Origin of the sequence: Pseudoxanthomonas suwonensis (assembly GCF_010093235.1) — a bacterium.
Taxonomy (GTDB): domain Bacteria; phylum Pseudomonadota; class Gammaproteobacteria; order Xanthomonadales; family Xanthomonadaceae; genus Pseudoxanthomonas; species Pseudoxanthomonas suwonensis.
Genome location: NZ_PDWP01000015.1, coordinates 1 through 23,443 on the forward strand (window position 1 = coordinate 1; position 23,443 = coordinate 23,443).

Consider the following 23,443-nt stretch of genomic DNA (forward strand, 5'->3'; position numbering starts at 1 on the left):
CTATCGCGTTGATCACCTGTTCTCTTCGCATCGATGCCAGTTAACCAAAGACCATGTATACACTCACCTAGTCACTTGATTCTGTTCATCTTTTAAAGCAGAATACGGCAAACGATTTGCTCCGGGGTCGCGTGGGCTCGGAGGTGTGTATAAGCGACAGTGCCGGTCCCGATCGACGCGCACCTGCCGCATCCGCGACCGCGCAGCCCGTCCGCGCTGGTGGTGCTGGCCACCCTGGCGGTGGGCTTCACCCTGTGGGCGGCGCAGGAGGTGATCCTGCCGGTGCTGCTGGCGATGTTCTTCGCCCTGGTCGGCAATCCGCTGATCCGGCTGCTGCGCAAACTGTGGATCCCGCGGTTCCTGGCGGCGCTGCTGGTGCTGCTGGTCGGCCTTGCCGCCACCACCACCCTGGCGGTGCAGCTGGTCGCGCCGGCCACGGCCTGGGCCGAACAGGCCCCGCGCGAGGCGCGCAAGATCGGCCGCGAGCTGCAGAACCTCACCAGGCCGATGCACGAGGCCAACCGCATCGCCGAGGACATGGCCCGCGCCGCTGCCGGCGAGGCCAACCGCAAGGTGCAGGTGGTGCGCACTCGGGTGGACGATCCCTACGCGGTGCTGACCCGCACCCCGCGGCTGCTGGCCTCGGTGCTGGCGGTGATCCTGCTGACGTTCTTCTTCATGGTCTACGGCGAGAACCTGCAGCGGAACGCCATCGCGCTGCTGCCCGGGCGCCAGCAGAAGAAGTTCACGGTGGAGATCCTGCAGTCGATCGAGCACCAGGTCTCGCGCTACGTGCTGACCATCAGCCTGATCAACGCCGCGGTCGGCCTGGTGTTCGCCGGCATCCTGGTGGCGCTGCGCTTCCCGCTGCAGGAGGCGCTGCTGTGGGGAACGATGGTGATGCTGCTGAACTACGCGCCCTACGTGGGGCCGCTGATCGGCATGATCGCGATGCTGCTGGTGGGCTTCATCCGCTTCGACGAGACCCTGGCCTCGGTGACCCCGGCGGTGCTGTACCTGGTGCTGCACACGATCGAGGGCCAGCTGGTCACGCCGATCATCCTGGGCCGCAGCATGGCCCTGTCGCCGCTGGTGCTGATCCTGGCCCTGATGCTGTTCGGCTGGCTGTGGGGCCTGGTCGGCCTGCTGCTGGCCGTGCCGTTGCTGGTGTGCGTGAAGCTGGTGCTCGAACAGCTCGAAGGCATGCAGGGCTGGGCCCGGCTGCTGGAGTAGCCCGGGTAAGCGCAGCGCACCCGGGTCTGGCTCCCCGTCCTTGCCCGGGACCCCGGATGCGGCCTGCGGCCTTATCCGGGCTACTCATATCCCCCCCAGCGCCGCGTAGCCCGGGTAAGCGCAGCGCACCCGGGGCCAGACCCGCGCAATGCGTGCGGTCCGGGAACAGGTGCGGCCTGCAGCCGCGTAGCCCGGGTAAGCGCAGTGCACCCGGGTTCAGGCGCGCGCAATGCGTGCGGCCCGGGAACAGGTTCGGCCTGCAGGAAGGAGCCTCGTACCCCGAGATGGCACGGCCATGGCGACGGCCCGGACCTGATCGCGCCCAAGAGGCGCAGGGGCGCGATACGACCTGCGGCCTTATCCGGGCTACGGATCTCCGTCCCCCGGTGGGAGAGGGCCAACGGAGCGTTCCGCCCACGCCCCCGGCCCCGGGCCTACAATGGCCGCCGTGAGCTTCACCGTCCGCGCCATCACCCTCGACCTCGACGACACCCTGTGGCCGTTCGCGCCGATCGGCGCCCGGATCGACCAGGTGCTTTACGAGTGGATGCTCGAGCACAGCCCGGCCACCGCGGCGATGTTCCCGGTGGCGGCCATGCGCGAGCTGCGCGAGCGCTCCTTCCGCGAAAACCCGCACCTGCACCACGACCTCTCCGCCCTGCGCCGGCTGACCCTCGCCGAGGCGCTGCAGGCCAGCGGCGCGTCGCTGGACCTGCTGGAGCCGGCCTACGAGGCGTTCTACGCCGCGCGCAACCAGGTCGAGTTCTATCCGGACGCGGTCGATGCGCTGGCGCGGATCGCGGCGAAGGTGCCGGTGGCCGCGGTGAGCAACGGCAATGCCGACCTGGAGCGGATCGGGCTGATGCAGCACTTCGCCTTCCAGCTCGGCTCGCGCGACCACGGCTACGCCAAGCCGCACCCGAGCATCTTCCACGCCGCCTGCCAGCGGCTGGGCTGCGGCCATGGCGAGGTGCTGCACGTGGGCGACCACGTGGAGATGGACGTGGCCGGCGCCGCGCGCGCCGGACTGCGCACCTGCTGGATCAACCGCACCGGCGAGGCGTGGTCGCATCCGGAGCTGGAGCCCGACCTGCATTTCGACACCCTGACCGCGCTGGCCGACTGGCTGGACGCACACCTGGCCTGCTGAAGGCCCACACCCGGAACCACCCGCATGAACTCCGCCTACGCCCACGGCCCGCAGGTCCTGCCCGAGGGCGCCTGGGCGCCGCAGGGCGAACTGCCGGCCGACCAGCTGGCCGCGCTGCAGCTGGGCTGGGGCCTGGGCAGCTACCGCTTCGAGCGCTACAAGCGCGGCGGCCGCGCCCCGGCGCAGCTGCTGCTGGAAAACACCGACGCCGAGGCGCTGGACGTGCTGGCCGCCTGCGCGCGCGTGCGCGACTGGGTCAACACCCCGACCGAGGACATGGGCCCGGACCAGCTGGAGGCGATCGCCCGCGAGCTCGCCCAGGCGCACGGCGCCGAGGTCGAGGTGGTCGCCGGCGACGAGCTGCTGGCGAAGAACTTCCCCGCCATCCACGCCGTCGGCCGCGCCTCGCACCGCGCGCCGCGCCTGATTGCGCTGCGCTGGGGCGATGCCTCGCACCCGCACGTCGCCGTGGTCGGCAAGGGCGTGTGCTTCGACACCGGCGGCCTGGACATCAAGCCGGCCGACGGCATGCGCAACATGAAGAAGGACATGGGCGGCGCCGCGCACGCGCTGGCCCTGGCCGGCCTGGTCATGGCCCGCCGGCTGCCGCTGCGCCTGACCCTGCTGGTGCCGGCGGTGGAGAACTCGATCGGCCCCAACGCGCTGCGTCCGGGCGAGATCATCGCCACCCGCAAGGGCGTGAGCGTGGAGATCGACAACACCGACGCCGAGGGCCGCCTGGTCCTGTGCGACGCCCTGGCCTATGCCGCCGAGCAGAAGCCGGGCCTGGTGCTGGACTTCGCCACCCTGACCGGCGCGGCGCGCATCGCCCTGGGCCCGGACCTGCCGGCGCTGTTCGCCAACGACGACGCCGTGGCCGAGGGCTGGCTGGCCGCCGGCCGCGACACCCGCGACCCGGTGTGGCGCATGCCGCTGTGGCGTCCGTATCTGCGCTACCTGGCCAGCAATGTCGCCGACCTGGCCAACGCCGGCTCGCGCATGGCCGGCTCGGTGACCGCGGCGTTGTACCTGGAGCGCTTCCTGCCCGAGGACCTGCCGTGGGCGCACCTGGACACCTATGCCTGGAACGACAGCGCGCGCCCGGGCCGTCCGGCCGGCGGCGAGGCCCTGGGCCTGCGCTCGGCCTACGCCCTGCTCAAGGCGCGCGTCGGCGGCTGAACCCCGGGCCATATCGGCAAGGCCGGAGGGCCGCGCGGCAACGCGCGGCCCTCTGCGTTCCCGGATCCGGCTGCGCGGGCAGACACCGGTGGGCGTGCGCACCCGGTCCTTGCGGCGGGCACGCCGCATGTCGGAATCCGGCGGCAAGCGGCTGAAAGAGGCGTGGCACCTGTGCGATCCTCCCGCGCTCGCACGGCGGGGAGCGCCGCGAAACAACGGCCGTGCGCGGACATTGACTGCAACGGAAGGCAGGATGCTCGACGACCTGGGGATGGCAACGCTCTGGATCAGGGCAACGGCGGTCGCAACGCCGGGCTTGGGGCTGCCCGTCTTGCCTGCCTGCAAGGGGAGGCTGGCCGCCTCCACGTCCAGCCGTCCACGAGCGGCGCATGCAGGACAAGGCGAAGGTCAACACGCGGGTCGGCTGGATCGTGTTCGCAGTGTCCCTGCCGGCCTGGTTCTGGCGGGTATCGCACCGAGCCTGCGCCCACCGCTCCCCCCGCGTCCGGGGGAACGCAGGGCAAGGGCGCACATCGAGAGGGAAGCTGGATGCTGAAACTCCTGCGTGCCCTGTTCCTGATACTGGGCATCCCAAACGCGGTGCTCGGACTGCCTCTGCTGGTGGTGTGGATCCAGCGGTCCAGCTCGGACGCGCCACTTGGACTGGACGCTCTCGTTCCGGCGGGCTCCGCCGGGCTGACCCTGGGTCTGTACTTCCTCCTCAGCCTGCAATTGCGGGTGAAGGGGCAGGAAGCGCTTGACGCCGTGCGTCGCGGCGAAGCGTTCGAGAGCGGCCCCAACCTGATCGTGCCCGCGGCCTGGGCAGGTCTTGGCGTGCTGGTCGTGGCCGTCGTCCATGCCACCCCGGCTGGCCAGCGGGCGCTTCCCGTTGCCTTCGCCCTGCTCTGCCTCTTCCTGTTCGCCTGGCTTGGCTGGCCCGGCATCCGCCCGATGCTGCGCCGCGGCCCGGTGCTGCGGATGGACGCGGAGGGCATCGAGCACTTCCGCTATGGCTACATCCCCTGGCGCGTTGTGGCCGGCATATCGCTTGAAGTCCAGCGGCTGCCACGGGCACGGTGGCTGAAGCTCCATATCTTGTGGCTGGGCGTCCGCGATGCGCAGCGCTACCTGGACAGGTGGCCGCGCGCCACGCTCATCCTGCCTTCCTGGACCCGGCGCGCCCGCGGCACCCGGGAGTACACCCCCCTGCCGGTGCTGTTGCACATGTTCGGCATGCCCCCAGCGGCCATCCACCAGGCCGCATGCAAATTGCGCATGCGCGACCGGGCCCCGCTCCTTGTGAACTGGACGCACGAAATGGACGGGCAGGAAGTAGCCGTCCGGCTGGAACGCGAGACCCTGCTCGCAAAGAACCGGGCACTCGTGCAGCCGGTGCTGGAGGGCGCGGCGGATGGCGTCACCGTGGAAGAGGCCGCCCTCCTTCCGCACGACCGCGAAATCCTCGAACGGGCGCGGGCCATGAAGCCGGCGATGGAGTGGCTGCGGGCAAAGGAAAATGCCCGCAGGAGCAGGCTGCCCTTCTGGCTGGTCCTGACGCTGATCTTCGTGCTCTCCCTCGCCGTGCGCCTGCTGAGGTAGCCGGAGGCAGCGTCGTCACCGCCGGGCCACGCCGGATCCGGCGCGACGGTCGCTCCACCCGTCCGCGAGGTCCTGCATGCGCATGCCGAACGCGCCGCCGCGCGAACGCCGCCATGCCCGCATCGCACGGGTGGTAGATCTGGTGATGCTGGCGCTGAGGAGGGGGCGTGCTGCGCCTGGACCGAGCCACGGCGCGCGGGATCACGCGATCCGCCGAGTGCAGGGGTCGCTGCTACAGCCAGCCCTTCTGCCGCGCCAGGCGGTGCGCCTCGATGCGGTTGGCCGCGCCGAGCTTGCCGATCGCCTCCGACAGGTAATTGCGCACCGTGCCCTGGGACAGGCCGAGCCGGCTGGCGATCTCGGCCGAGGACAGGCCCTCGCCGGCCAGGCGCAGGACCTGGCGCTCGCGCTCGTTGAGCGGGTCGGCTTCGGTCCAGGCTTCCAGCGCCAGCTCCGGGTCGATCGCGCGGCCGCCGCGGTGCACGGTACGCAGGGCCTCGGCCAGGCGCTCCGGTGGGGCGTCCTTGAGCAGGTAGCCACGCACTCCGGCATCCAGGGCGCGACGCAGGAAGCCGGCGCGGGCGAAGGTGGTGACGATCACCACCTTCACCGGCAGCTCGTGGCGGGCGATGCGCGCGGCCAGGTCCAGGCCGCCGAGGCCGGGCATTTCGATGTCGGTGACCAGCAGGTCCGGCTGCAGGCGTTGCAACTCACGCCAGGCCTCCTCGCCGTCGGCGGCCACCCCGGCGACCTCGATATCGGCCTCCATCCCCAGCAGCGCGGCCAGCGCGCCACGGACCATGGCCTGGTCTTCGGCCAGCAGGACGCGGATCACCGGTGGCGGCAGGTGGTGGACATGGCGTGCAAGTTACCAGAGCCGTCCGCGCCGCCCGCAGTAGCCGGGCCGCTCAGCCCTGGGCGGTGGCGGGCTCGGCCGGCGCCAGCGGTTCGCGCGCGGCTGCCTCGCGCAGCGGCACCTCGGCCAGCACGCAGGTGCCGCGCGGACTGGCCGGTTGCAGCAGCAGGCGGCCACCGAGGCCGTCGATACGTTCGCGCATGCCGGTCAGGCCGTTGCCGGGGCGGATCGCACCGCCGCGGCCGTCGTCCTCCACCCGCAGGCGGCAGGTCCCGTCGTCGACCTCCAGCGAGACCTGCACGTTGCGCGCGCGGGCGTGGCGATGGACGTTGGTCACCGCCTCGCGCAGGCACAGCGCCAGCGCGGTCTCCAGCTCCGGCGGCAGCTGCGAGGCGTCGTTGCGCAGCAGGTGCAGGCGGATGCCCTCGCCCTGCAGCAGCAGGCCGGCGGCGGCGAGCTCGGCGGCGAACTGGGCCGAGCGGATGCCGCTGACCGCCTTGCGCACCTGCGACAGGGCCTGGCGGGCGACGCCGCCGAGCTCGTCGATCTCGCGCCGCGCCGCGGCCGGGTCGCGCTCCAGCAGCTTGCCGGCGAGGTCGGCCTTGAGCGCCACCAGCGACAGGGTGTGGCCAAGCAGGTCGTGCAGGTCGCGGCCGATGCGCTCGCGTTCGGCGGTGGTGGCCAGGCGGCGCACCTCGTCCTGCGACAGCTGCAAGGCCTGCTCCTTGCCCTCCAGCACCTGCTGCAGCTGCACCACCAGGCCGATGGCCAGCGAAGTGAACGGCATCCACACCATCGCCGACCACGGGTAGCCGAAGTAGCGGGTCACCCCCACGAACAGCGCGTTCAGCGCCAGCAGCGCAAGCGGATAACCCCACCAGCTGCGCCAGCGGGCCATGCCCAGGAAGATGCAGCCGAACATGAAGTAGCTCATGCCCGCCGGGTACCAGGGCACCAGCACCAGGCACAGGGCGGCCAGGCCCAGGGCGAAGATCGCCACCCGCCGCGCCGGCGCGAGGACGCTGGCGGTGTAGAGCGCCAGGAAGAGCGGGTAGGAAACCAGGGTGAGTGTCGTCCAGCGGCGGTCATAACCGTCGGGAGTGAACACCGGGACGATGAACACCCAGATGGACCAGACCACATGGACGTACTCCGACCACGCCGGGCGACCGCGGCGCATGGCGCAGCCGGCCATGGAATCGGGAGCCGGGCGCAGCATGCGGCCCAGCATGGTTCCGGCAGTTCCGGTGGTGGCAGTGGACATCGCGTTCTCCCTGGCGACGCAGCGATGGTACGCCGCCGGTTGTCTGGGGGCGCCGCGGGGCCGGCTGGGAGTCCGGCGCCGTGGCGCGAAGTGGCCAGTGCCAGGGCCACGGTGGCCAGTCTCCGCGCCGGCGCCGCGGCCGGCCATGCACGCCTGCCACGAAGGACAGGTGACAGCTGTCACTGGGCGCGCGACCGGCGCCGGTCCAGAGTTCGCCCCGCGCCGTCCATCGCGCCGCGGGCCGCCTCCATCGCCCGCAACGCGTCCTCCGCCACAAAGTGACTTCCGGCAACTCGCGCCGGGCAGGCTTAGGCTGGACACTTCCGACGGCTCCTATGCACGGGATTGCAATGAACGACAACGCTGAACTGCTCAAGCAACTGCGCATCGAGCGCAACCAGCCGGAAAAGAAGACGCCTGGCCCGCTGCAGGTGGTGATCCCGCTGGCGATCGCCGGCGTGGTGCTGCTGTCCATCGCGATCGCGTGGTGGCTGCTGCGCGACGGTGGCGGCCCGGAAGTGCGCACCGCCCAGGCCGCGCCCCTGTCCTCGGGCCCGTCCGCGGCCTCGGTGCTCGACGCCAGCGGTTACGTCGTCGCCCGGCGCATGGCCACGGTCTCGGCCAAGGTCACCGGACGCGTGCAGGAAGTGCTGATCGAGGAAGGCATGCGGGTCGAGGAAGGCCAGGTGCTGGCGCGCCTGGATCCGGTCGACGCCGATGCCCAGCGTGCGCTGGCGCAGTCGCAGCTGGCCGCCGCGCGCGCCCAGATCGAGAGCGTGCAGGCGCAGCTGGTGGAGGCCGAGGCCAACGCCACCCGCCTGGAACGCCTCGCCGCCGGGCAGCTGGTCTCGCGTGCGCAGTACGACCAGGCCGTGGCCCAGCGCGACAGCCTGCGCGCGCAGCTGGCCACCGCCCAGCGCAACGCCCAGGTCGCCGGCGACCAGCTGCGCATCGCCGGGCACGGCGTGGACAACACCGTCGTGCGCGCGCCGTTCTCCGGGGTGGTGATCGCCAAGGCGGCGCAGCCGGGCGAGATCGTCTCGCCGCTGGCCACCGGCGGCTTCACCCGCACCGGCATCGGCACCATCGTCGACATGGATTCGCTGGAGGTCGAGGTCGACGTGGGCGAGGCCTACATCGGCCGGGTCAGGGCGAAGATGCCGGTGGAAGCCACGCTCAACGCCTATCCGGACTGGAAGATCCCGGCCGAGGTGATCGCCACCATCCCCACCGCCGACCGCGGCAAGGCCACGGTCAAGGTGCGCATCGCGCTCAAGGAGAAGGACCCGCGGATCGTGCCGGACATGGGCGTGACCGTGAGCTTCCTGGAGCAGGCGCCGGAGAACGACGACGAGCCGCGCACCGGCGTGCGCATCCCGGCCGAGGCGCTGGTCGAGCGCGATGGCCAGGCGCTGGTGTTCGTGCTCGGCGACGACGACCGCGTCAGCGAGCGCCAGGTCCAGGCCACGGCTTCCACCGGCAGCACCCGCGACATCACCTCCGGCCTGGCGCCGGGCGAACTGGTCGTGCTCGATCCGCCGGAAGAGCTGGCCGACGGCGACCGGGTGAAGCCCGCCGGTTCCAACTGACACAGCCGCACTGCGGCGCCCTCCCCTGGCCCGACGGCCACGCATTCCAACGAGGCAAAGCCATGGCAACCCTGGTTTCGATCCGCAACCTCACCAAGACCTACCAGCGCGGCCCGGAGAAGGTCGAAGTGCTGCATGGCATCGACCTGGACATCCAGGAGGGCGACTTCGTCGCGCTGATGGGACCGTCCGGCTCGGGCAAGACGACCCTGCTGAACCTGATCGGCGGACTGGACACGCCCAGCTCCGGCAGCATCGAGGTCGCCGGCCAGCGCATCGACCAGCTCGGCAGCGGCCAGCTCTCGCACTGGCGCAGCCAGAACGTCGGCTCGTGTTCCAGTTCTACAACCTGATGCCGGCGCTGAGCGCGCAGAAGAACGTGGAGCTGCCGCTGCTGCTGACCAGGCTCGGCGCCGCCCAGCGCAAGCGCAACGCGCAGATCGCATTGCAGCTGGTGGGCCTGTCCGAGCGCGTCTCGCACAAGCCCAACGAGCTGTCCGGCGGCCAGCAGCAGCGCGTGGCGATCGCCCGCGCGATCGTCTCCGACCCGACCCTGCTGATCTGCGACGAGCCCACCGGCGACCTGGACCGGCAGTCGGCCGAGGAGATCCTCGGCCTGCTGCAGGCACTCAACCGCGAGCACGGCAAGACCATCGTGATGGTCACCCACGACCCGAAGGCGGCCGGGTACGCCACCCATACCCTGCACCTGGACAAGGGCACGCTGGTCGAGCAGGCACCCCAGGCCGCCTGACGGCGCGGAGGACATGCGATGAAATACCTGCACCTGATCTGGGCGGCGCTGTTCCGGCGCAGGACCCGCACCTTCCTCACCCTCGCCTCGATCCTGGCCGCGTTCCTGCTGTTCGGCATGCTCGACGGCATCCGCACCGCGTTCGCCGACCTGGGCCGCAACTCCGACGGCGCGCAGCGCCTGCAGACCACCTCGCGGCTGTCGATGATCGAGAGCCTGCCGATGTCGCTGGCCAACCGCATCGAGCGGCTGGACAACGTCGAGGCGGTGACCTGGGCCAACTGGTTCGGCGGCGCCTACCAGAACCCGCGCAACCAGCTGTTCACCTTCGCCGTGGCGCCGAACTACCTGGACCTGTACCCGGAGATCGAAGTCGATCCGGCGCAGCGCAAGGAGTGGGACGCCACCCGTACCGGCGTGCTCGTGGGCGAAGGCCTGATGCGCCGCTTCGGCTGGAAGGTCGGCCAGCAGATCCCGCTGCAGTCGACGATCTTCCCCAACAGCGACGGCACCCTGAACTGGTCGTTCGTGATCTCCGGCACGCTGCGCGCCAAGGACGGCAAGAACGCCGGCTTTACCGAGAACATGCTGCTGCTGCACTACAAGTACTTCGAGGAGTCCACGCCGTACGTAAACAGCGACGTGGGCTGGTACATCAGCCGCGTGGCCGACGTGCGCCGCAGCGACGCGGTGGCCAAGGCGATCGACGCGCTGTCGGCCAACTCGCCGCACGAGACCAAGACCATGAGCGAGGCCGCGGCGATGGCCTCGCAGCTCAAGCAGATGGCCGACATCGGCCTGATCGTCGGCTCGATCATGGGCGCGGTGTTCTTCACCCTGCTGCTGCTGACCGGCAACACCATGGCCCAGGCGGTGCGCGAGCGCACCTCCGAGCTGGCGGTGCTGCGCACCATCGGCTTCACCGCGCAGTCGGGGCTGGGCATGGTGCTTGCCGAATCCGTGCTGCTGGTACTGCTGGGCGGCGTGCTGGGCCTGGCCCTGGCCACGGTGCTGGGCCAGATCGTCAACGCCGTCGCCGGCGGGATGATCAACCTGCCGACCATCGGCCTGCAGAGCTGGCTGCTCGGCCTGGGCCTGATGGTGGCGATCGGCCTGCTGGTCGGCGCGCTGCCGGCGATCCGGGCGATGCGCCTGAACATCGTCGATGCACTGGCCGGACGCTGAGGGGAATGATGATGAACCTGATCAAGAAGATGCTCCGTGGCGCCCTGGTCGCGCTGGTGCTGGTGGTGTCCCTGGTGCTGTGGGTCCTGGCCCCGTGGCAGGTGCTGCTGCCGGTGGCCGTTCTATTCGCGCTGTGGATGCTGCTGACCCGCAGCGGCCGCCAGGCCGCCTCGGTGACCACGGTCGGCGTGAGCACCCTGGCCCAGCGCCTGGGTTCGTCCTCGGTGGTGGTGATCGGCATCGCCGGCGTGGTCGGCGTGCTGGTCGCGCTGCTGGCCATGTCCGAGGGCTACCGCCAGACCGTGGGCAACACCGGCAACGACGAGACCGCCATCGTGCTGCGCGGCGGCTCCTCGGCCGAGCTGATGTCGGTGCTGGAGCGCGAGGCGATCAGCACGATCGAGCGCGCGCCCGAAGTCGCCCGCGACGCCGAGGGCCGGCCGCTGGCCTCGCCGGAACTGCTGGTCGCCGCCAACCTGCCGCTGCGCGAGGGCAAGGACGACGGCAGCGTGACCCTGCGCGGCGTCGGCCCGATGGCGTGGCAGGTGCGGCCCAACGTCAGGCTCGTTGAGGGCCGCCAGTTCGAGCCCGGCCGCCGCGAGCTGGTGGTCGGCAAGGGCACGCAGCGCCAGTTCAAGGACCTGGACGTGGGCAAGACCGTGCGCATGGGCAGCAACACCTGGACGGTGGTCGGCGTGCTGGAGTCCGGCGATTCGACCGAGTCGGAGATGTGGGCCGACGCGGAAATCGTCTCCACCACCTACCGCCGTGGCAGCAGCCGCGCCAGCGTGATCGCCAGGCTGACCAGCGCCAAGGCCTTCGACGCGTTCAAGGCCACCCTCGCCGCCGACCCGCGGCTGAAGGTGGAAGCGACCACCACCCGCGAGTACTTCCGCCGCCAGTCCGAGGGCCTGTCGAAGGTGCTGCGGGTGATCGGCATCGTGGTCGGTTCGATCATGGCCATCGGCGCGGTGTTCGGCGCGCTCAACACCATGTTCGCCTCGGTCGCCTCGCGGGCGCGGGAGATCGCCACCCTGCGCGCGATCGGCTTCCGCGGCATGCCGGTGGTGGTGGCGGTGATGCTGGAGACCATGCTGCTGGCGGCGCTGGGCGGCATCATCGGCGGCCTGCTGGCCTGGCTGATCTTCAACGGCTACACCGCCTCGACCGTGGCCGGCGGCGTGGCCCAGCTGACCTTCGAGTTCAAGGTCACCGGCGCCCTGCTGTGGGAAGGCCTGAAGTGGGCCCTGGCCATCGGCTTCATCGGCGGCCTGTTCCCGGCCCTGCGCGCGGCCAGCCTGCCGGTGACGGAGGCGCTGCGGGCGGCGTGATGGCGTAGCGCCACGCGCGGGCCGGGAATACCGCGCGTGGTTGACGATCGAGCCCTGCTGCATCGAACGCCCGGCCTCGTGCCGGGCGTTTTCTTCTGGCGAGTGACCCCGCGTAGCCCGGATAAGGCCGCAGGCCGCATCCGGGGACCGCCGATACTGGAGGACCCCGGATGCGCTTCGCTTATCCGGGCTACGGTGCTGGAGAACCCCCGGATGCGCTTCGCCTATCCGGGCTACGCTGCCACGGCAGCGCCTGGGACGAGCCCCCACACGCGCCCGAAGCAATCGCCGGCATAAAAAAAACGCGCCACCCAGACGCAGCGCGTTCTTCATATCCGGCTGGCCGGAAGCCACACAGGATCCGACCCTCTCCCAATCCCCCCCCCGGAGGAGAGGGCCACTGCCCCTCAGGCCTTCTTCAGCGCGGCCAGGATGCGGGCGGTGATCTCGTCCATGGTGCCGACGCCGTCGATGCGGGTCAGCGTGCCGCGGTTCCCGTAGAAGCCGATCACCGGGGCGGTGGAGTCGTTGTACACCTGCAGGCGCTTGCGCACCGACTCGGGGTTGTCGTCGTCGCGACCTTCGGCCTTGGCGCGGCCGGCGATGCGCTCGACCAGCAGGTCGGTCGCCACGTCCAGCTGCACCACCGCGTCCAGCGGCTGGCCGATCTTGGCCAGCAGGCCGTCCAGGGCGTCGGCCTGGGCGAGGTTGCGCGGATAGCCGTCGAGGATGAAGCCCTTGGCCACGTCGTCACGGCCGAGGCGCGACTCGAGCATGCCGAGCAGGATGTCGTCGGACACCAGCTCGCCGCGGGCCATCACTTCCTTTGCCTGCAGGCCGAGCGGACTGCCGGCGGCGACTTCGGCGCGCAGCAGGTCGCCGGTGGAGATATGCGGGACGCCCAGCGTTTCCTTCAGGCGGGTAGCCTGGGTTCCCTTGCCGGACCCGGGCGGGCCAAGTAGTACAAGTCGCATCAATCGACTCCCTGGATGAATGTTCCGTAGGGGCCCGGGGCGCTAGACTCCCCACCGTCCCTGGCGGCGCGCGCTGCGCCGCACCAAGGTCCGGCAGCTTACCGCATCCGGCCTTCCAGTCCCAGAACAATGTCCCGTCCCCAGGAGTCGTCCATGGCCCGCGCCAAACCCGAAGGCACCCTGCTGTACGCCCAGTCCGGCGGTGTTACCGCTGTCATCAACGCCACCGCCAGCGGCGTGATATCCGAGGCGCGGGCGCGGGGGGTGAAGGTGCTGGCGGCCCGCAACGGCATCCTCGGTGCGCTGCGCGAGGAACTGGTGGACACCACGAAGGAGTCGGCCGCCGCCATCGCCGCGCTCGCCCAGACCCCGGGCGGCGCCTTCGGTTCGTGCCGCTACAAGCTCAAGAGCCTGGACGCCGACCGCGCCAAGTACGAGCGCCTGCTACAGGTGCTGCAGGCGCACGACGTGCGCTGGTTCCTCTACAACGGCGGCAACGATTCCGCCGACACCGCGTGGAAGGTCTCGCAGCTGGCGAAGGAATTCGGCTATCCGCTGACCTGCATCGGCGTGCCCAAGACCATCGACAACGACCTGGCGGTGACCGACACCTGCCCGGGCTTCGGTTCGGCCGCCAAGTACACTGCCGTGTCCGTGCGCGAGGCGGCGCTGGACGTGCAGGCCATGGCCGAGACCTCGACCAAGGTGTTCGTGTACGAGGCCATGGGCCGCCACGCCGGCTGGCTGGCCGCGGCCGCGGGCCTGGCCGGGCAGTCGCCGGACGATGCCCCGCAGATCATCCTGTTCCCAGAGCGCGCCTACGACGAGGCCGCGTTCCTGGCCCAGGTCGACAAGGTGGTGAAGAAGGTCGGCTGGTGCGTGGTGGTGGCCAGCGAAGGCATCCGCGACAAGGACGGCAGGTTCGTCGCCGACGCCGGCGGCGGCAAGGACGCGTTCGGCCACACCCAGCTCGGCGGCGTGGCTTCGTACCTGGCCGGCAAGGTCAAGGACGGGCTCGGCTACAAGGTGCACTGGACCCTGCCGGACTACCTGCAGCGCTCTGCCCGGCACCTGGCCTCGAAGACCGACTGGGAGCAGGCCCAGGCCGTGGGCAAGGCGGCGGTGCAGTACGCGCTGCAGGGCCGCAACGCGGTGATGCCGGTGATCGTGCGCACGTCGTCGACCCCGTACCGCTGGAAGATCGAAGCGGCGCCGCTGCACAAGGTCGCCAACCACGAGAAGACCATGCCGGCCGGCTTCATCCGCAAGGACGGTTTCGGAATCACCGCCAGGGCACGTGAATACCTGGAGCCGCTGATCCGCGGCGAGGCCCCGCTGGCCTACGGCCGCGATGGCCTGCCGAAGTACGTGACCCTGAAGAACACGCCGGTGAAGAAGAAGCTGCCGGCCTGGGAAGGCTGAGGCCATGGCGGCAGGCGACGCGGCCGAAGGGTTGGCCGCGTTGCTCGCCGCGCTGGAGGCCGGGCTGCACCATCCCGGCCGCGACTGCGGCCGCGGGCGGCTGCCTGCTGCATCCGGATTTCCACGAGGTGGGGCGCTCCGGCGCCCGCTACGACCGCGACACGGTCATCGGCGTCCTCGCCAGTGGCACGCCGCGCCCGCAGGTGCGGGCCGGCGGCCACCGCGTGCAGCGGCCTGGCCCGGGCTGGGCGCTGCTGCATTACCACTCGGTGCAGGTGGGCAGGGATGACGGCGCCAGCCATGCCACCTGCGCAGCTCGATCTGGACCCGGGTGGCCGACGGCAGCCGGCAGCTCTCACCACCAGGGAATCCCGGTGGATCGGGACACACTGCCCCTGTACTGAGCGTGCCTGCCGGGGCTGGCTCAGCCGCAGGCGCCGGAAGGCGCCTGCACCACGGCGCTGAACTGCGGCAGCGACGCCGCCGCCGAGGCAGCCTGCTGGCGCCCTTCCTCCAGGTAGACGCGGGTCTGACCCTGGCCATCGCGCGCCACGGTCCCGCCGGCCTTGCGCCAGACCTGCACCACGGCCTCGCGGCCCGCACAGGCCGCCTCCGGGATCCGGACCACGTCGTTGAGCGTCCAGCCGGCGGTGGCCGACGGTTGCGCCCGCGCCGCGTCCACGAAGCGCGCCCGTGGCTGGCAGGCGCCACCGACCGGCACCACCTGCAGGTCGTAGCCGGCCGCGGCGTAGCGGCCTTCCAGGCGCACGCAGGCCTCGGGGATCTGCCGCACCGTGTGCAGCGCGCCAGGCGCCTGCGGCGCGCCGACGCGGGGCGTGGGGCCTTCCGCCTGCGGCTGCGCGCGCAGGGGCATGACCAGCGCCAGGGCGGTGGCCAGCAGGACCAGCAGCAGGGACTGGCGGTAGGCGGCGTGGCTGCGCACGGCCTGGACGCCGGTGGCGCGGTGGGGACGCAGGGGATGGCGGTTCATGTGCAGCGCGCGTGCGGGGGGACTACAGCCTGACGCGACCTAGATGAACGTCGTGTGGCCTTCTGCACTCCGCTGCGGTCATACTCCGCCCACTCCACGGAAGTCGAACACGGTGCGACGCGTCTCGGTAACGGGTCCGTTCCAGTGCTTCATGGCTCGCCAGGCGTGGTCCCTCCCTGTTCGACTCCGGTCGGACGGCATCCACACACCTCGGGAGGGGTCATGCTGGAACAACACGGTCTGACGCTGGCGCTGTCCTGCGCCGTACTCGCAATCCTCTACGGCATCATCTCGGCACGCTGGATCCTGGCGCAGCCAGCCGGCAACGAACGCATGCAGCAGATCGCGGCGGCGATCCAGGAAGGCGCACGCGCCTACCTCAACCGCCAGTACCTCACCATCGCCATCGCCGGCGCGATGCTGTTCGTGCTGGTGGGGCTGTTCCTGAGCTGGTACACCGCGATCGGCTTCGCCATCGGCGCGGTGCTTTCCGGCCTTGCCGGCTACATCGGCATGAACGTATCGGTGCGGGCCAACGTGCGCACCGCCGAGGCCGCGCGCCGCGGCCTGCGTCCGGCGATGGACGTGGCGTTCCGCGGCGGCGCGATCACCGGCATGCTGGTGGTCGGGCTGGGCCTGCTGGGCGTGGCCGGTTACTTCTGGCTGCTGCAGAAGCTGGGGCTGTCGCTGGCCGACAACCTGCACGCACTGGTCGGCCTGGCCTTCGGTTCCTCGCTGATCTCGATTTTCGCGCGCCTGGGCGGCGGCATCTTCACCAAGGGCGCCGACGTTGGCGCGGACCTGGTGGGCAAGGTCGAGGCCGGCATCCCCGAGGACGATCCGCGCAACCCGGCGGTGATCGCGGACAACGTCGGCGACAACGTCGGCGACTGCGCCGGCATGGCCGCGGACCTGTTCGAGACCTACGCGGTGACGGTGATCGCGACCATGCTGCTGGGCGGGCTGATGCTCGACCAGGTCGGGCCCAACGCGGTGCTGTACCCGCTGGTGCTGGGCGGGGTGTCGATCGTGGCCTCGATCATCGGCGCGTTCTTCGTGCGCACGAAGGAAGGCGGCTCGATCATGGGCGCGCTCTACAAGGGCGTGATCGTCTCCGGCGTGCTGGCGGCGATCGCGTTCTGGCCGGTGACCACCTCGCTGATGGGAAGCTCGCCCGTGGGGGCCGGCAACCTCTATGCCTGCGCGCTGATCGGCCTGGTACTTACGGGGCTGATCGTGTGGATCACCGAGTACTACACCGGCACCGAGTACGGCCCGGTGCGGCACGTCGCCCAGGCCTCGACCACCGGCCACGGCACCAACATCATCGCCGGCCTCGGCGTGTCGATGAAGGCGACCGCGCTGCCGGTGGTGGCGGTATGCGCGGCCATCTGGGGCGCGTACGCGCTGGGCGAGCTGTACGGCATCGCCATCGCCGCCACGGCCATGCTGTCGATGGCCGGCATGGTGGTGGCGCTGGACGCCTACGGCCCGATCACCGACAACGCCGGCGGCATCGCCGAGATGAGCGAGCTGCCGCCGGAGGTGCGCGCGGTGACCGATCCGCTGGACGCGGTGGGCAACACCACCAAGGCGGTGACCAAGGGCTACGCGATCGGTTCGGCGGCGCTGGCGGCGCTGGTGCTGTTCGCCGACTACACGCACAACCTGCGCGCGGCCAATCCCGGCACGACCTACGCCTTCGACCTGTCCGACCACACGGTGATCATCGGCCTGCTGATCGGCGGCCTGATCCCCTACCTGTTCGGCGCGATGGCGATGGAGGCGGTGGGCCGCGCGGCAGGTGCGGTGGTGGAGGAAGTGCGGCGGCAGTTCCGCGAGATCGCCGGGATCATGCAGGGCACGGCCAAGCCGCAGTACGACCGCGCGGTGGACATGCTGACCCGGTCGGCGATCAAGGAGATGATCGTGCCCTCGCTGCTGCCGGTGGCGGTGCCGGTCGTCGTCGGCCTGCTGCTGGGACCGAAGGCGCTGGGCGGCCTGCTGATCGGCACGATCGTCACCGGCCTGTTCGTGGCCATCTCGATGACCACCGGCGGCGGCGCCTGGGACAACGCCAAGAAGTACATCGAGGACGGCAACTTCGGCGGCAAGGGTTCGGAGGCGCACAAGGCCGCGGTCACCGGCGACACCGTCGGCGATCCCTACAAGGACACCGCCGGCCCGGCGATCAACCCGCTGATCAAGATCATCAACATCGTGGCGCTGCTGCTGGTGCCGCTGCTTTGATCGTTGGTGGTTGTTGAACGAGGAAGCCCCGGTCATGCCGGGGCTTCGTCTTTTTCCCTCTCCTCCCGGGGAAGGGCGCACGCTCGCGCGGCCCGGGCGCGAGGCAGATGCGTAGCCCGGATAAGGCCGAAGGCCGCATCCGGGACCCTCCAGGTCGTCAGGGCATCGCGGGGACCCCGGATGCGCTTCGCTTATCCGGGCTACGCGCCTGTTGCTGGTGCCGCTGCTTTGATCGTTGGTGGTTGTTGAACGAGGAAGCCCCGGCCATGCCGGGGCTTTTTCGTTCTCCCCTCTCCCTCCGGAGCAAGGCCCGCAAGCTTGAGCGGCCCGTGGGACACGAAGCAGGGATTGGACAAGGAATCGGAGTCCGCGCACCCGCGCGCACCAGATGCGTAGCCCGGATAAGGCCGAAGGCCGCATCCGGGAGCCTCCAGGTCTCAGGCCATCGCGGGGACCCCGGATGCGCTTCGCTTATCCGGGCTACGAGCCTGGCGCCGCTGGCTTGATCGTCGATGCTCGTTGAACGGAAAAGCCCCCTCTCCCGTGGGGAGAGAGGAGCAAGATGCGTAGCCCGGATAAGGCCGAAGGCCGCATCCGGGACCCTCCAGGTCGTCAGGGCATCGCGGGGACCCCGGATGCGCTTCGCTTATCCGGGCTACGAGCCTGGCGCCGCTGCTTGATCGTCGATGCTCGTTGAACGGAAAAGTCAGATGCGTAGCCCGGATAAGGCCGAAGGCCGCATCCGGGACCCTCCAGGTCGTCAGGCCATCGCGGGGACCCCGGATGCGCTTCGCTTATCCGGGCTACGCGCCTGGCGCCGATGCCTTGATCGTCGATGCTCGTTGAACGGAAAAGTCAGCCCGCCATGAAGGCCTCGATCTCGTCGGCCGAGCGGGCCAGGCCCTCGGTGAGCACGCGGTGCCCGTCCTCGGTCACCACCACGTTGTCCTCGGTGCGGATGCCGATGCCGCGCCAGCGCTCGTGCACGGAGGTGTCGTCCGGCATCACGTACAGGCCCGGCTCGATGGTGAACACCATGCCCGGCTCCAGCAGGCGCGACTCGCCGTCGATGCGATAGTCACCCACGTCGTGCACGTCCAGGCCCAGCCAGTGGCCGCTCTTGTGGCGGTAGAAACGCCTGTAGCGCTCCTCGGACAGGTTCTTCTCCAGCGAACCCTTGAGCAGGCCCAGGCGCAGCAGCCCCTCGGTGAGGGTCTCCACCGCCGCTTCGTGCATGGCGATCCACGGCGTGCCAGGCCTGGCCAGGGACAGCGCCGCGGCCTGCGCCTGCCCGACCAGGTCGTGCAGCGCGCGCTGCTCCTTGCCGAAGCGGCCATTGGCCGGGAAGGTGCGGGTGATGTCGGCGGCGTAGCAGCGGTATTCGGCGCCGGCGTCGACCAGCACCAGGTCGCCGTCGCGCACGCGCGCGTTGTTGGCGATGTAGTGCAGCACGCAGCCGTTGGCCCCGGCGCCGACGATGCTGGCATAGGCCGGGCAGGCATCGGAGGCGCGGAACACGCGCTCCAGTTCGGCCTGCAGTTCGTACTCGTACATGCCCGGCCGCACCGCGCGCATGGCCTCCTGGTGCGCGCGGATGCTGATCTCGGCCGCCTTCTGCATCAGCCGCAGCTCGTCGGCCGACTTGAACAGGCGCTGCTCGTGCAGCAGGTGGCCCAGTTCGAGGAATTCGTGCGGCGGCTGTGCGCCGTGGCGGACCTGGGCGCGCACGCGGTTGACCCAGCCGATCAGCTTGAGGTCGAACTCGGCGTCGCGGCCGAAGTGGTAGTACACCCGCGAGCGGCCTTCGAGCAGGCCGGGCAGGATGTCGTCCAGGTCGTCGATCGGATAAGCGTCGTCCATGCCGAACGCCGCCACCGCGCCTTCCTGGCCGAACCGCGGACCGTCCCAGGCCTCGCGCTCGGGATCGCGCTCGCGGCAGAACAGCAGGGCCTCGCCGTGCCTGCGCCCGGGCACCAGCACCAGCACCGCGTCCGGCTCCGGGAAGCCGCTGAGGTACCAGAAATCCGAGTCCTGGCGGTACGGGTAATGGGTGTCGTGGCTGCGCACGCGCTGCGGCGCGGCCGGCAGCACCAGGATGGCGTCGTCGCCGGCCATGCCCATGAGCTGGCGGCGCCGGCGCGCGAACTCCGCGACGGGGATACCGGTGATCGAGCGCATCAGTTGAAACTGCGGCGGTGGCGCGGCCCGAGCACGCAGTCGCCGTGCAGCAGCAGGGTCGCCACCCGCACGAACTCCTCCAGTTCCGAGAGCGAGGCCTCGTCCTCCTCGTCCTCGTCGATGTCCTGGACCCGGGCCCCGGCGAGCTTGCCGAGGTCCTGCAGGGCCTCGCTGCCTTCCTCCGACAGCGGCGGCTTGGCGCCGGCGGCCAGGCCGAAGGCACCGAGGAAGCCACGGCACCAGTCGAACAGGGCCTGCGCGCGCTGGCGCACGCCGGCATCGTCGTCGGCCAGCAGCAGCTGGAACGCGAATTCGCCGTCCTCCAGCTGGGCCACGCTGCCCTCGCGCAGGCGGTCCAGCGCGCTGCCGGCCGGCGGAGCAGGCAGGGAGGCGTCGGCCATCACCCGGGCGGTCCATTCGCGCACGTCGGCGCCGCCCCCGGCCAGCCAGCCGCACAGGGCCCCGTGCAGTTCGGCGGGCGTGGCGGCCAGGCCGAGCTCGCGGCTAGCCGCGGCGACCTCCTGGGGAGTGGGCAGTTGCGACATGTCGGGCGGGGGTCTGGAGGGACGCCAAGTGTATCAATCCGGCCGCGACGGCCCCGTGGCCGGCCGTCCGGGGTCGCTTGACCGGCGCGCGGGGCGCTGCCTATCGTGGCTTCCCATGGAACCCACGCCCGACGCCACCGCCCGCCTCCGCGCCCTCGCCGCGCGGATCGAGGCGCTGGCCGACCGTTGCCAGCGCCTGGCCGACGAGAACCGCAGCCTGCGCCTGCAACAGGAGCAGCTGATGGGCGAGCGCGCGCAATTGCTGCTGAAGAACGAGCAGGCGCGTTCCCGGGTCGAGGCGATGATCGCGCGGCTGCGGTCGCTGGAGCAGCACACGTGAGCACCGAGCCGGTAGAAGTCCGCATCCTGGACCGCGAGTACACCGTCGGCGTGCCGGCCGGCGAGCGCGACAGCCTGCAGGCGGCCGCCCGCCTGCTGGACTCGCGCATGCGCGAGATCCGCGGCAGCAACCGGATGGTCTCGCTGGACCGCCTGGCGGTGCTGGCGGCGCTGAACCTGGCCCACGAGCTGCACCAGGCCCGCGAGGAACGCGACGCGCGCGAACGCGAGCTCACCCGCGTCCTGGACACCCTCGAGCGCCGGCTCGACAGGCTGCTCGGCCCGGCAACGGAAAAGCCACAAGACTGAATGCGCGTCGCGATCGACCGCGTCTTCGCCATCTGAACCCGGCATTGCCGAAATCTCCCGATTTCACGCCGTGCAGGCTAGGCAGGCCGCGCGGCATGGCTATAATCAGCTCGCGTTCTCTGCCGTGTTCGACAGCTGGCAAAACATTCGCCTTGTCCCTTAAAAACGACACCGGGGATGCGACGACGCCGGGTGTGCATGTCCGCCATGTAGCGGGAAGCCCGAAGGTTTCCGACCGTTCCCACTTGAACCTCGGGTTCAAGGTCGTTTCGCCGCATCGGCATGGTGGAGAACCATTCTTCCGACGACGCCTCCCACCGGGAGGCGTCGTTTTTTGTGCGTCGCGCCGCGGCGGCCGGGCTTGGCGCGACCGGCGGCGACGGCCATCATGCAGCGCCACCCCGCCCGGATTGCCATGACCCAGGACCGTCCCACCCTGCGCCGCGAGCTGCGCGAACGCCGCCGCGCGCTGCCGCCGGCCACCCGCATCGCCGCCGCCCAGGAACTGGCCGATCGCATCCTCGCCCTGCCCTTCCTGCCCGAACGCGGCTATGTCGCCGGCTACTGGGCGATGGATGGCGAGATCGGCCTGCACGTGCTGCAGCTGAAGCTGCCAGCGGGACTGGTGTGGTGCCTGCCGGTGCTCGATGGCGAGCGGCTGCGCTTTTCGCCGTGGCGGTCGGGCGACCCGCTGGTCACCAACCGCTTCGGCATCCCGGAGCCGGACGTGGAGCCGTCCTCGGCGCTGGAACCGGCCGACATGGCGATGGTGGTGATGCCGCTGGTCGGCTTCGACGCCGGCGGCCAGCGGCTGGGCATGGGAGGCGGCTGGTATGATCGCAGCTTCGCATTCCGCCGCGACCGCGCAGCGCCTCCCTGGCTGGTTGGCGCCGGTTTTTCCGTGCAGCAGGTGGATGCGCTGGAGGGGGCGGAGTGGGACGTGGTTCCCGACGCCATCTGCACCGAGACCCGGACCCTGCTGCGCCCGACGGCCGGCAGCCCGCAGCACGAGAACGACCCGAAGTGAGCGCCCGCACCCGCTACTGGCTGATGAAGTCCGAACCGGACGCGTTTTCCATCGACGACCTGGAACGGGTCGGCACCGAGCCCTGGAACGGCGTGCGCAACTACCAGGCGCGCAACTTCATGCGCGACGGGATGAAGGTCGGCGACGGCGTGCTGTTCTACCACTCCAACACCAAGGTGCCGGGCATCGTCGGCATCGCGAAGGTGGCCAGCGAGGCCTATCCCGACGAGACCCAGTTCGATCCGAAGTCCGACTACCACGACCCCAAGGCCACCCGCGAACAGCCGCGCTGGTTCCTGGTGGACGTGGCCTTCGAACGCAAGCTGGGGCGCACCATCCCGCTGGAGGAGATCAAGCAGCACGCCGACGAACTGGGCGAAGGCTTCCCCCTGGTGGCCCGCGGCAACCGCCTGTCCGTGTTCCCGGTCACCGCGGCGCAATGGAAGCTGCTGCTTTCGCTCGAAAAACCGTGATTCGGGATTCGTGATTCGGGATTGGCTAAAGCAACAAGCTGCCCCCAGAGTCACAGTCACGAATGACCATCCACTAATCCCGAATCCCGAATCCCATGTCAGAAGCCAAACGCCTGGCCGGCGAAAAGGCCATCGATTACGTCGAGGACGGCATGATCGTCGGCGTGGGCACCGGCTCGACCGTGGCCTACTTCATCGAGGCGCTGGGGCGGATCAAGGGCCGCATCGCCGGCGCGGTCTCCAGCTCCGAGCAGAGCACGAAGCGGCTCAAGGAGCTGGGCATCGAGGTGCTGGACGCCAACGCCGCCGGCCCGCTGAAGCTGTACGTGGATGGCGCCGACGAATGCGATCCGCACAAGCGCCTGATCAAGGGCGGCGGCGCGGCGCTGACCCGCGAGAAGATCATCGCCGAGGCCAGCGAGACCTTTGTCTGCATCATCGATCCGGCCAAGCAGGTGCCGGTGCTGGGCAGGTTCCCGCTGCCGGTGGAGGTGATCCCGATGGCGCGCAGCCTGGTCGCCCGCCGCATCCTGGCCCTGACCGGCGGCCAGCCGGTGTGGCGCCAGGGCGTGGTGACCGACAACGGCAACTGGATCCTGGACGTGCACAACCTGTCGATCACCGACCCGGTGGCGATGGAGACCGAGCTCAACCAGATCCCCGGCGTGGTCAGCGTGGGCCTGTTCGCGCGCCGCCCGGCCGACATCGTGATCGTGGGCGGCGAGCCGCCACGGGTGCTCTGACCCGGACCCGGCGTGCCCGTGCGCGGCCTTGACCGCCGCGCCGGGTTTGCCC

The 23,443-nt window shown here is 70.5% G+C and carries 19 protein-coding genes, 1 other RNA gene and 2 pseudogenes; 16 read left to right on the forward strand and 6 right to left on the reverse strand.

All coding sequences use genetic code 11. The features are described from left to right. Positions 1-159 precede the first annotated feature (159 nt). From CSC68_RS08640 to CSC68_RS08655, 4 genes and pseudogenes are all read left to right on the forward strand, one after another. Positions 160-1,233, forward strand: coding sequence for an AI-2E family transporter (locus CSC68_RS08640; RefSeq protein ID WP_162203164.1), 1,074 nt, complete (start codon positions 160-162; stop codon positions 1,231-1,233). Between the two features lie 448 nt (positions 1,234-1,681). Next, positions 1,682-2,383 (forward strand): HAD family hydrolase, encoded by a 702-nt coding sequence (locus tag CSC68_RS08645; RefSeq protein WP_162203165.1) that lies wholly within the window; start codon positions 1,682-1,684, stop codon positions 2,381-2,383. Between the two features lie 33 nt (positions 2,384-2,416). Continuing rightward, a pseudogene (locus CSC68_RS08650) lies at positions 2,417-3,562 on the forward strand (leucyl aminopeptidase family protein); the annotation flags it as partial. A 549-nt stretch (positions 3,563-4,111) separates the two neighbouring features. Beyond that, positions 4,112-5,161 carry a hypothetical protein gene (locus CSC68_RS08655; RefSeq protein WP_162203166.1) on the forward strand — a complete coding sequence of 350 codons (1,050 nt, stop codon included), beginning with the start codon at positions 4,112-4,114 and terminating at the stop codon, positions 5,159-5,161. A 232-nt stretch (positions 5,162-5,393) separates the two neighbouring features. Here CSC68_RS08655 and CSC68_RS08660 read toward each other — a convergent pair whose 3' ends face one another. Both CSC68_RS08660 and CSC68_RS08665 read right to left on the reverse strand, forming a co-directional pair. Further along, positions 5,394-5,996 carry a response regulator transcription factor gene (locus CSC68_RS08660; protein ID WP_162203167.1) on the reverse strand — a complete coding sequence of 201 codons (603 nt, stop codon included), beginning with the start codon at positions 5,994-5,996 and terminating at the stop codon, positions 5,394-5,396. A gap of 73 nt (positions 5,997-6,069) precedes the next feature. Continuing rightward, positions 6,070-7,281, reverse strand: a complete 1,212-nt coding sequence (locus tag CSC68_RS08665; protein ID WP_162203168.1) for a sensor histidine kinase — start codon at positions 7,279-7,281, stop codon at positions 6,070-6,072. 350 nt (positions 7,282-7,631) lie between these two features. On the opposite strand from CSC68_RS08665, the gene CSC68_RS08670 reads away from it, so the two are divergent. The 4 genes and pseudogenes from CSC68_RS08670 (at position 7,632) to CSC68_RS08685 (ending at position 12,140) form a co-directional block, all read left to right on the forward strand. Continuing rightward, positions 7,632-8,870: an efflux RND transporter periplasmic adaptor subunit gene (locus tag CSC68_RS08670; protein WP_162203169.1), complete on the forward strand. Its 1,239-nt coding sequence runs from the start codon at positions 7,632-7,634 to the stop codon at positions 8,868-8,870. Between the two features lie 179 nt (positions 8,871-9,049). Continuing rightward, positions 9,050-9,624, forward strand: a pseudogene (locus CSC68_RS08675) (ABC transporter ATP-binding protein). Positions 9,625-9,642: 18 nt separating this feature from the next. Next, entirely contained in the window at positions 9,643-10,809 is a 1,167-nt protein-coding gene (locus CSC68_RS08680; protein ID WP_162203170.1) for an ABC transporter permease, read from the forward strand. A gap of 11 nt (positions 10,810-10,820) precedes the next feature. Then, positions 10,821-12,140: an ABC transporter permease gene (locus CSC68_RS08685; RefSeq protein WP_211365725.1), complete on the forward strand. Its 1,320-nt coding sequence runs from the start codon at positions 10,821-10,823 to the stop codon at positions 12,138-12,140. A gap of 407 nt (positions 12,141-12,547) precedes the next feature. Here CSC68_RS08685 and CSC68_RS08690 read toward each other — a convergent pair whose 3' ends face one another. Continuing rightward, entirely contained in the window at positions 12,548-13,114 is a 567-nt protein-coding gene (locus CSC68_RS08690; protein WP_162203171.1) for an adenylate kinase, read from the reverse strand. Positions 13,115-13,267: 153 nt separating this feature from the next. On the opposite strand from CSC68_RS08690, the gene CSC68_RS08695 reads away from it, so the two are divergent. Further along, positions 13,268-14,536 (forward strand): 6-phosphofructokinase, encoded by a 1,269-nt coding sequence (locus CSC68_RS08695; RefSeq protein ID WP_162203172.1) that lies wholly within the window; start codon positions 13,268-13,270, stop codon positions 14,534-14,536. 424 nt (positions 14,537-14,960) lie between these two features. Here CSC68_RS08695 and CSC68_RS08700 read toward each other — a convergent pair whose 3' ends face one another. Further along, a complete protein-coding gene (locus CSC68_RS08700) occupies positions 14,961-15,410 on the reverse strand; it encodes a hypothetical protein (protein ID WP_246193507.1) in 450 nt (149 codons plus the stop codon). Between the two features lie 339 nt (positions 15,411-15,749). Between CSC68_RS08700 and CSC68_RS08705 the strand changes: the two genes are divergently transcribed. Beyond that, the gene (locus tag CSC68_RS08705) at positions 15,750-17,777 is read left to right on the forward strand and encodes a sodium-translocating pyrophosphatase (protein ID WP_162203174.1); all 2,028 of its coding nucleotides are present in this window, start codon (positions 15,750-15,752) and stop codon (positions 17,775-17,777) included. Positions 17,778-18,632: 855 nt separating this feature from the next. On the opposite strand, the gene CSC68_RS08710 is transcribed toward CSC68_RS08705, so the two are convergent. Both CSC68_RS08710 and CSC68_RS08715 read right to left on the reverse strand, forming a co-directional pair. Then, positions 18,633-19,955 (reverse strand): aminopeptidase P N-terminal domain-containing protein, encoded by a 1,323-nt coding sequence (locus tag CSC68_RS08710; RefSeq protein ID WP_162203175.1) that lies wholly within the window; start codon positions 19,953-19,955, stop codon positions 18,633-18,635. Then, a complete protein-coding gene (locus CSC68_RS08715) occupies positions 19,955-20,500 on the reverse strand; it encodes a UPF0149 family protein (RefSeq protein ID WP_162203176.1) in 546 nt (181 codons plus the stop codon). Before CSC68_RS08715 ends, CSC68_RS08710 begins: the two co-directional genes overlap by 1 nt. Positions 20,501-20,615: 115 nt before the next feature. On the opposite strand from CSC68_RS08715, the gene CSC68_RS08720 reads away from it, so the two are divergent. The 6 genes from CSC68_RS08720 to rpiA all read left to right on the forward strand — a co-directional run bounded on the left by CSC68_RS08720 (position 20,616) and on the right by rpiA (position 23,391). Continuing rightward, on the forward strand, positions 20,616-20,840 hold the full coding sequence (locus tag CSC68_RS08720) for a TIGR02449 family protein (RefSeq protein WP_162203177.1): 225 nt from the start codon (positions 20,616-20,618) through the stop codon (positions 20,838-20,840). Continuing rightward, positions 20,837-21,148, forward strand: coding sequence for a cell division protein ZapA (locus CSC68_RS08725; protein WP_162203178.1), 312 nt, complete (start codon positions 20,837-20,839; stop codon positions 21,146-21,148). The genes CSC68_RS08720 and CSC68_RS08725 overlap by 4 nt, the downstream gene beginning before the upstream one ends. Positions 21,149-21,261: 113 nt before the next feature. Further along, a non-coding RNA gene (gene ssrS / locus CSC68_RS08730) (6S RNA) lies at positions 21,262-21,444 on the forward strand. A 119-nt stretch (positions 21,445-21,563) separates the two neighbouring features. Next, positions 21,564-22,175 (forward strand): 5-formyltetrahydrofolate cyclo-ligase, encoded by a 612-nt coding sequence (locus tag CSC68_RS08735; RefSeq protein ID WP_162203179.1) that lies wholly within the window; start codon positions 21,564-21,566, stop codon positions 22,173-22,175. Next, complete coding sequence (locus tag CSC68_RS08740; protein ID WP_162203180.1) at positions 22,172-22,648, forward strand: EVE domain-containing protein; 477 nt, start codon at positions 22,172-22,174, stop codon at positions 22,646-22,648. Before CSC68_RS08735 ends, CSC68_RS08740 begins: the two co-directional genes overlap by 4 nt. 95 nt (positions 22,649-22,743) lie before the next feature. Further along, positions 22,744-23,391 carry a ribose-5-phosphate isomerase RpiA gene (gene rpiA, locus CSC68_RS08745; RefSeq protein ID WP_162203181.1) on the forward strand — a complete coding sequence of 216 codons (648 nt, stop codon included), beginning with the start codon at positions 22,744-22,746 and terminating at the stop codon, positions 23,389-23,391. Positions 23,392-23,443 lie beyond the last annotated feature (52 nt).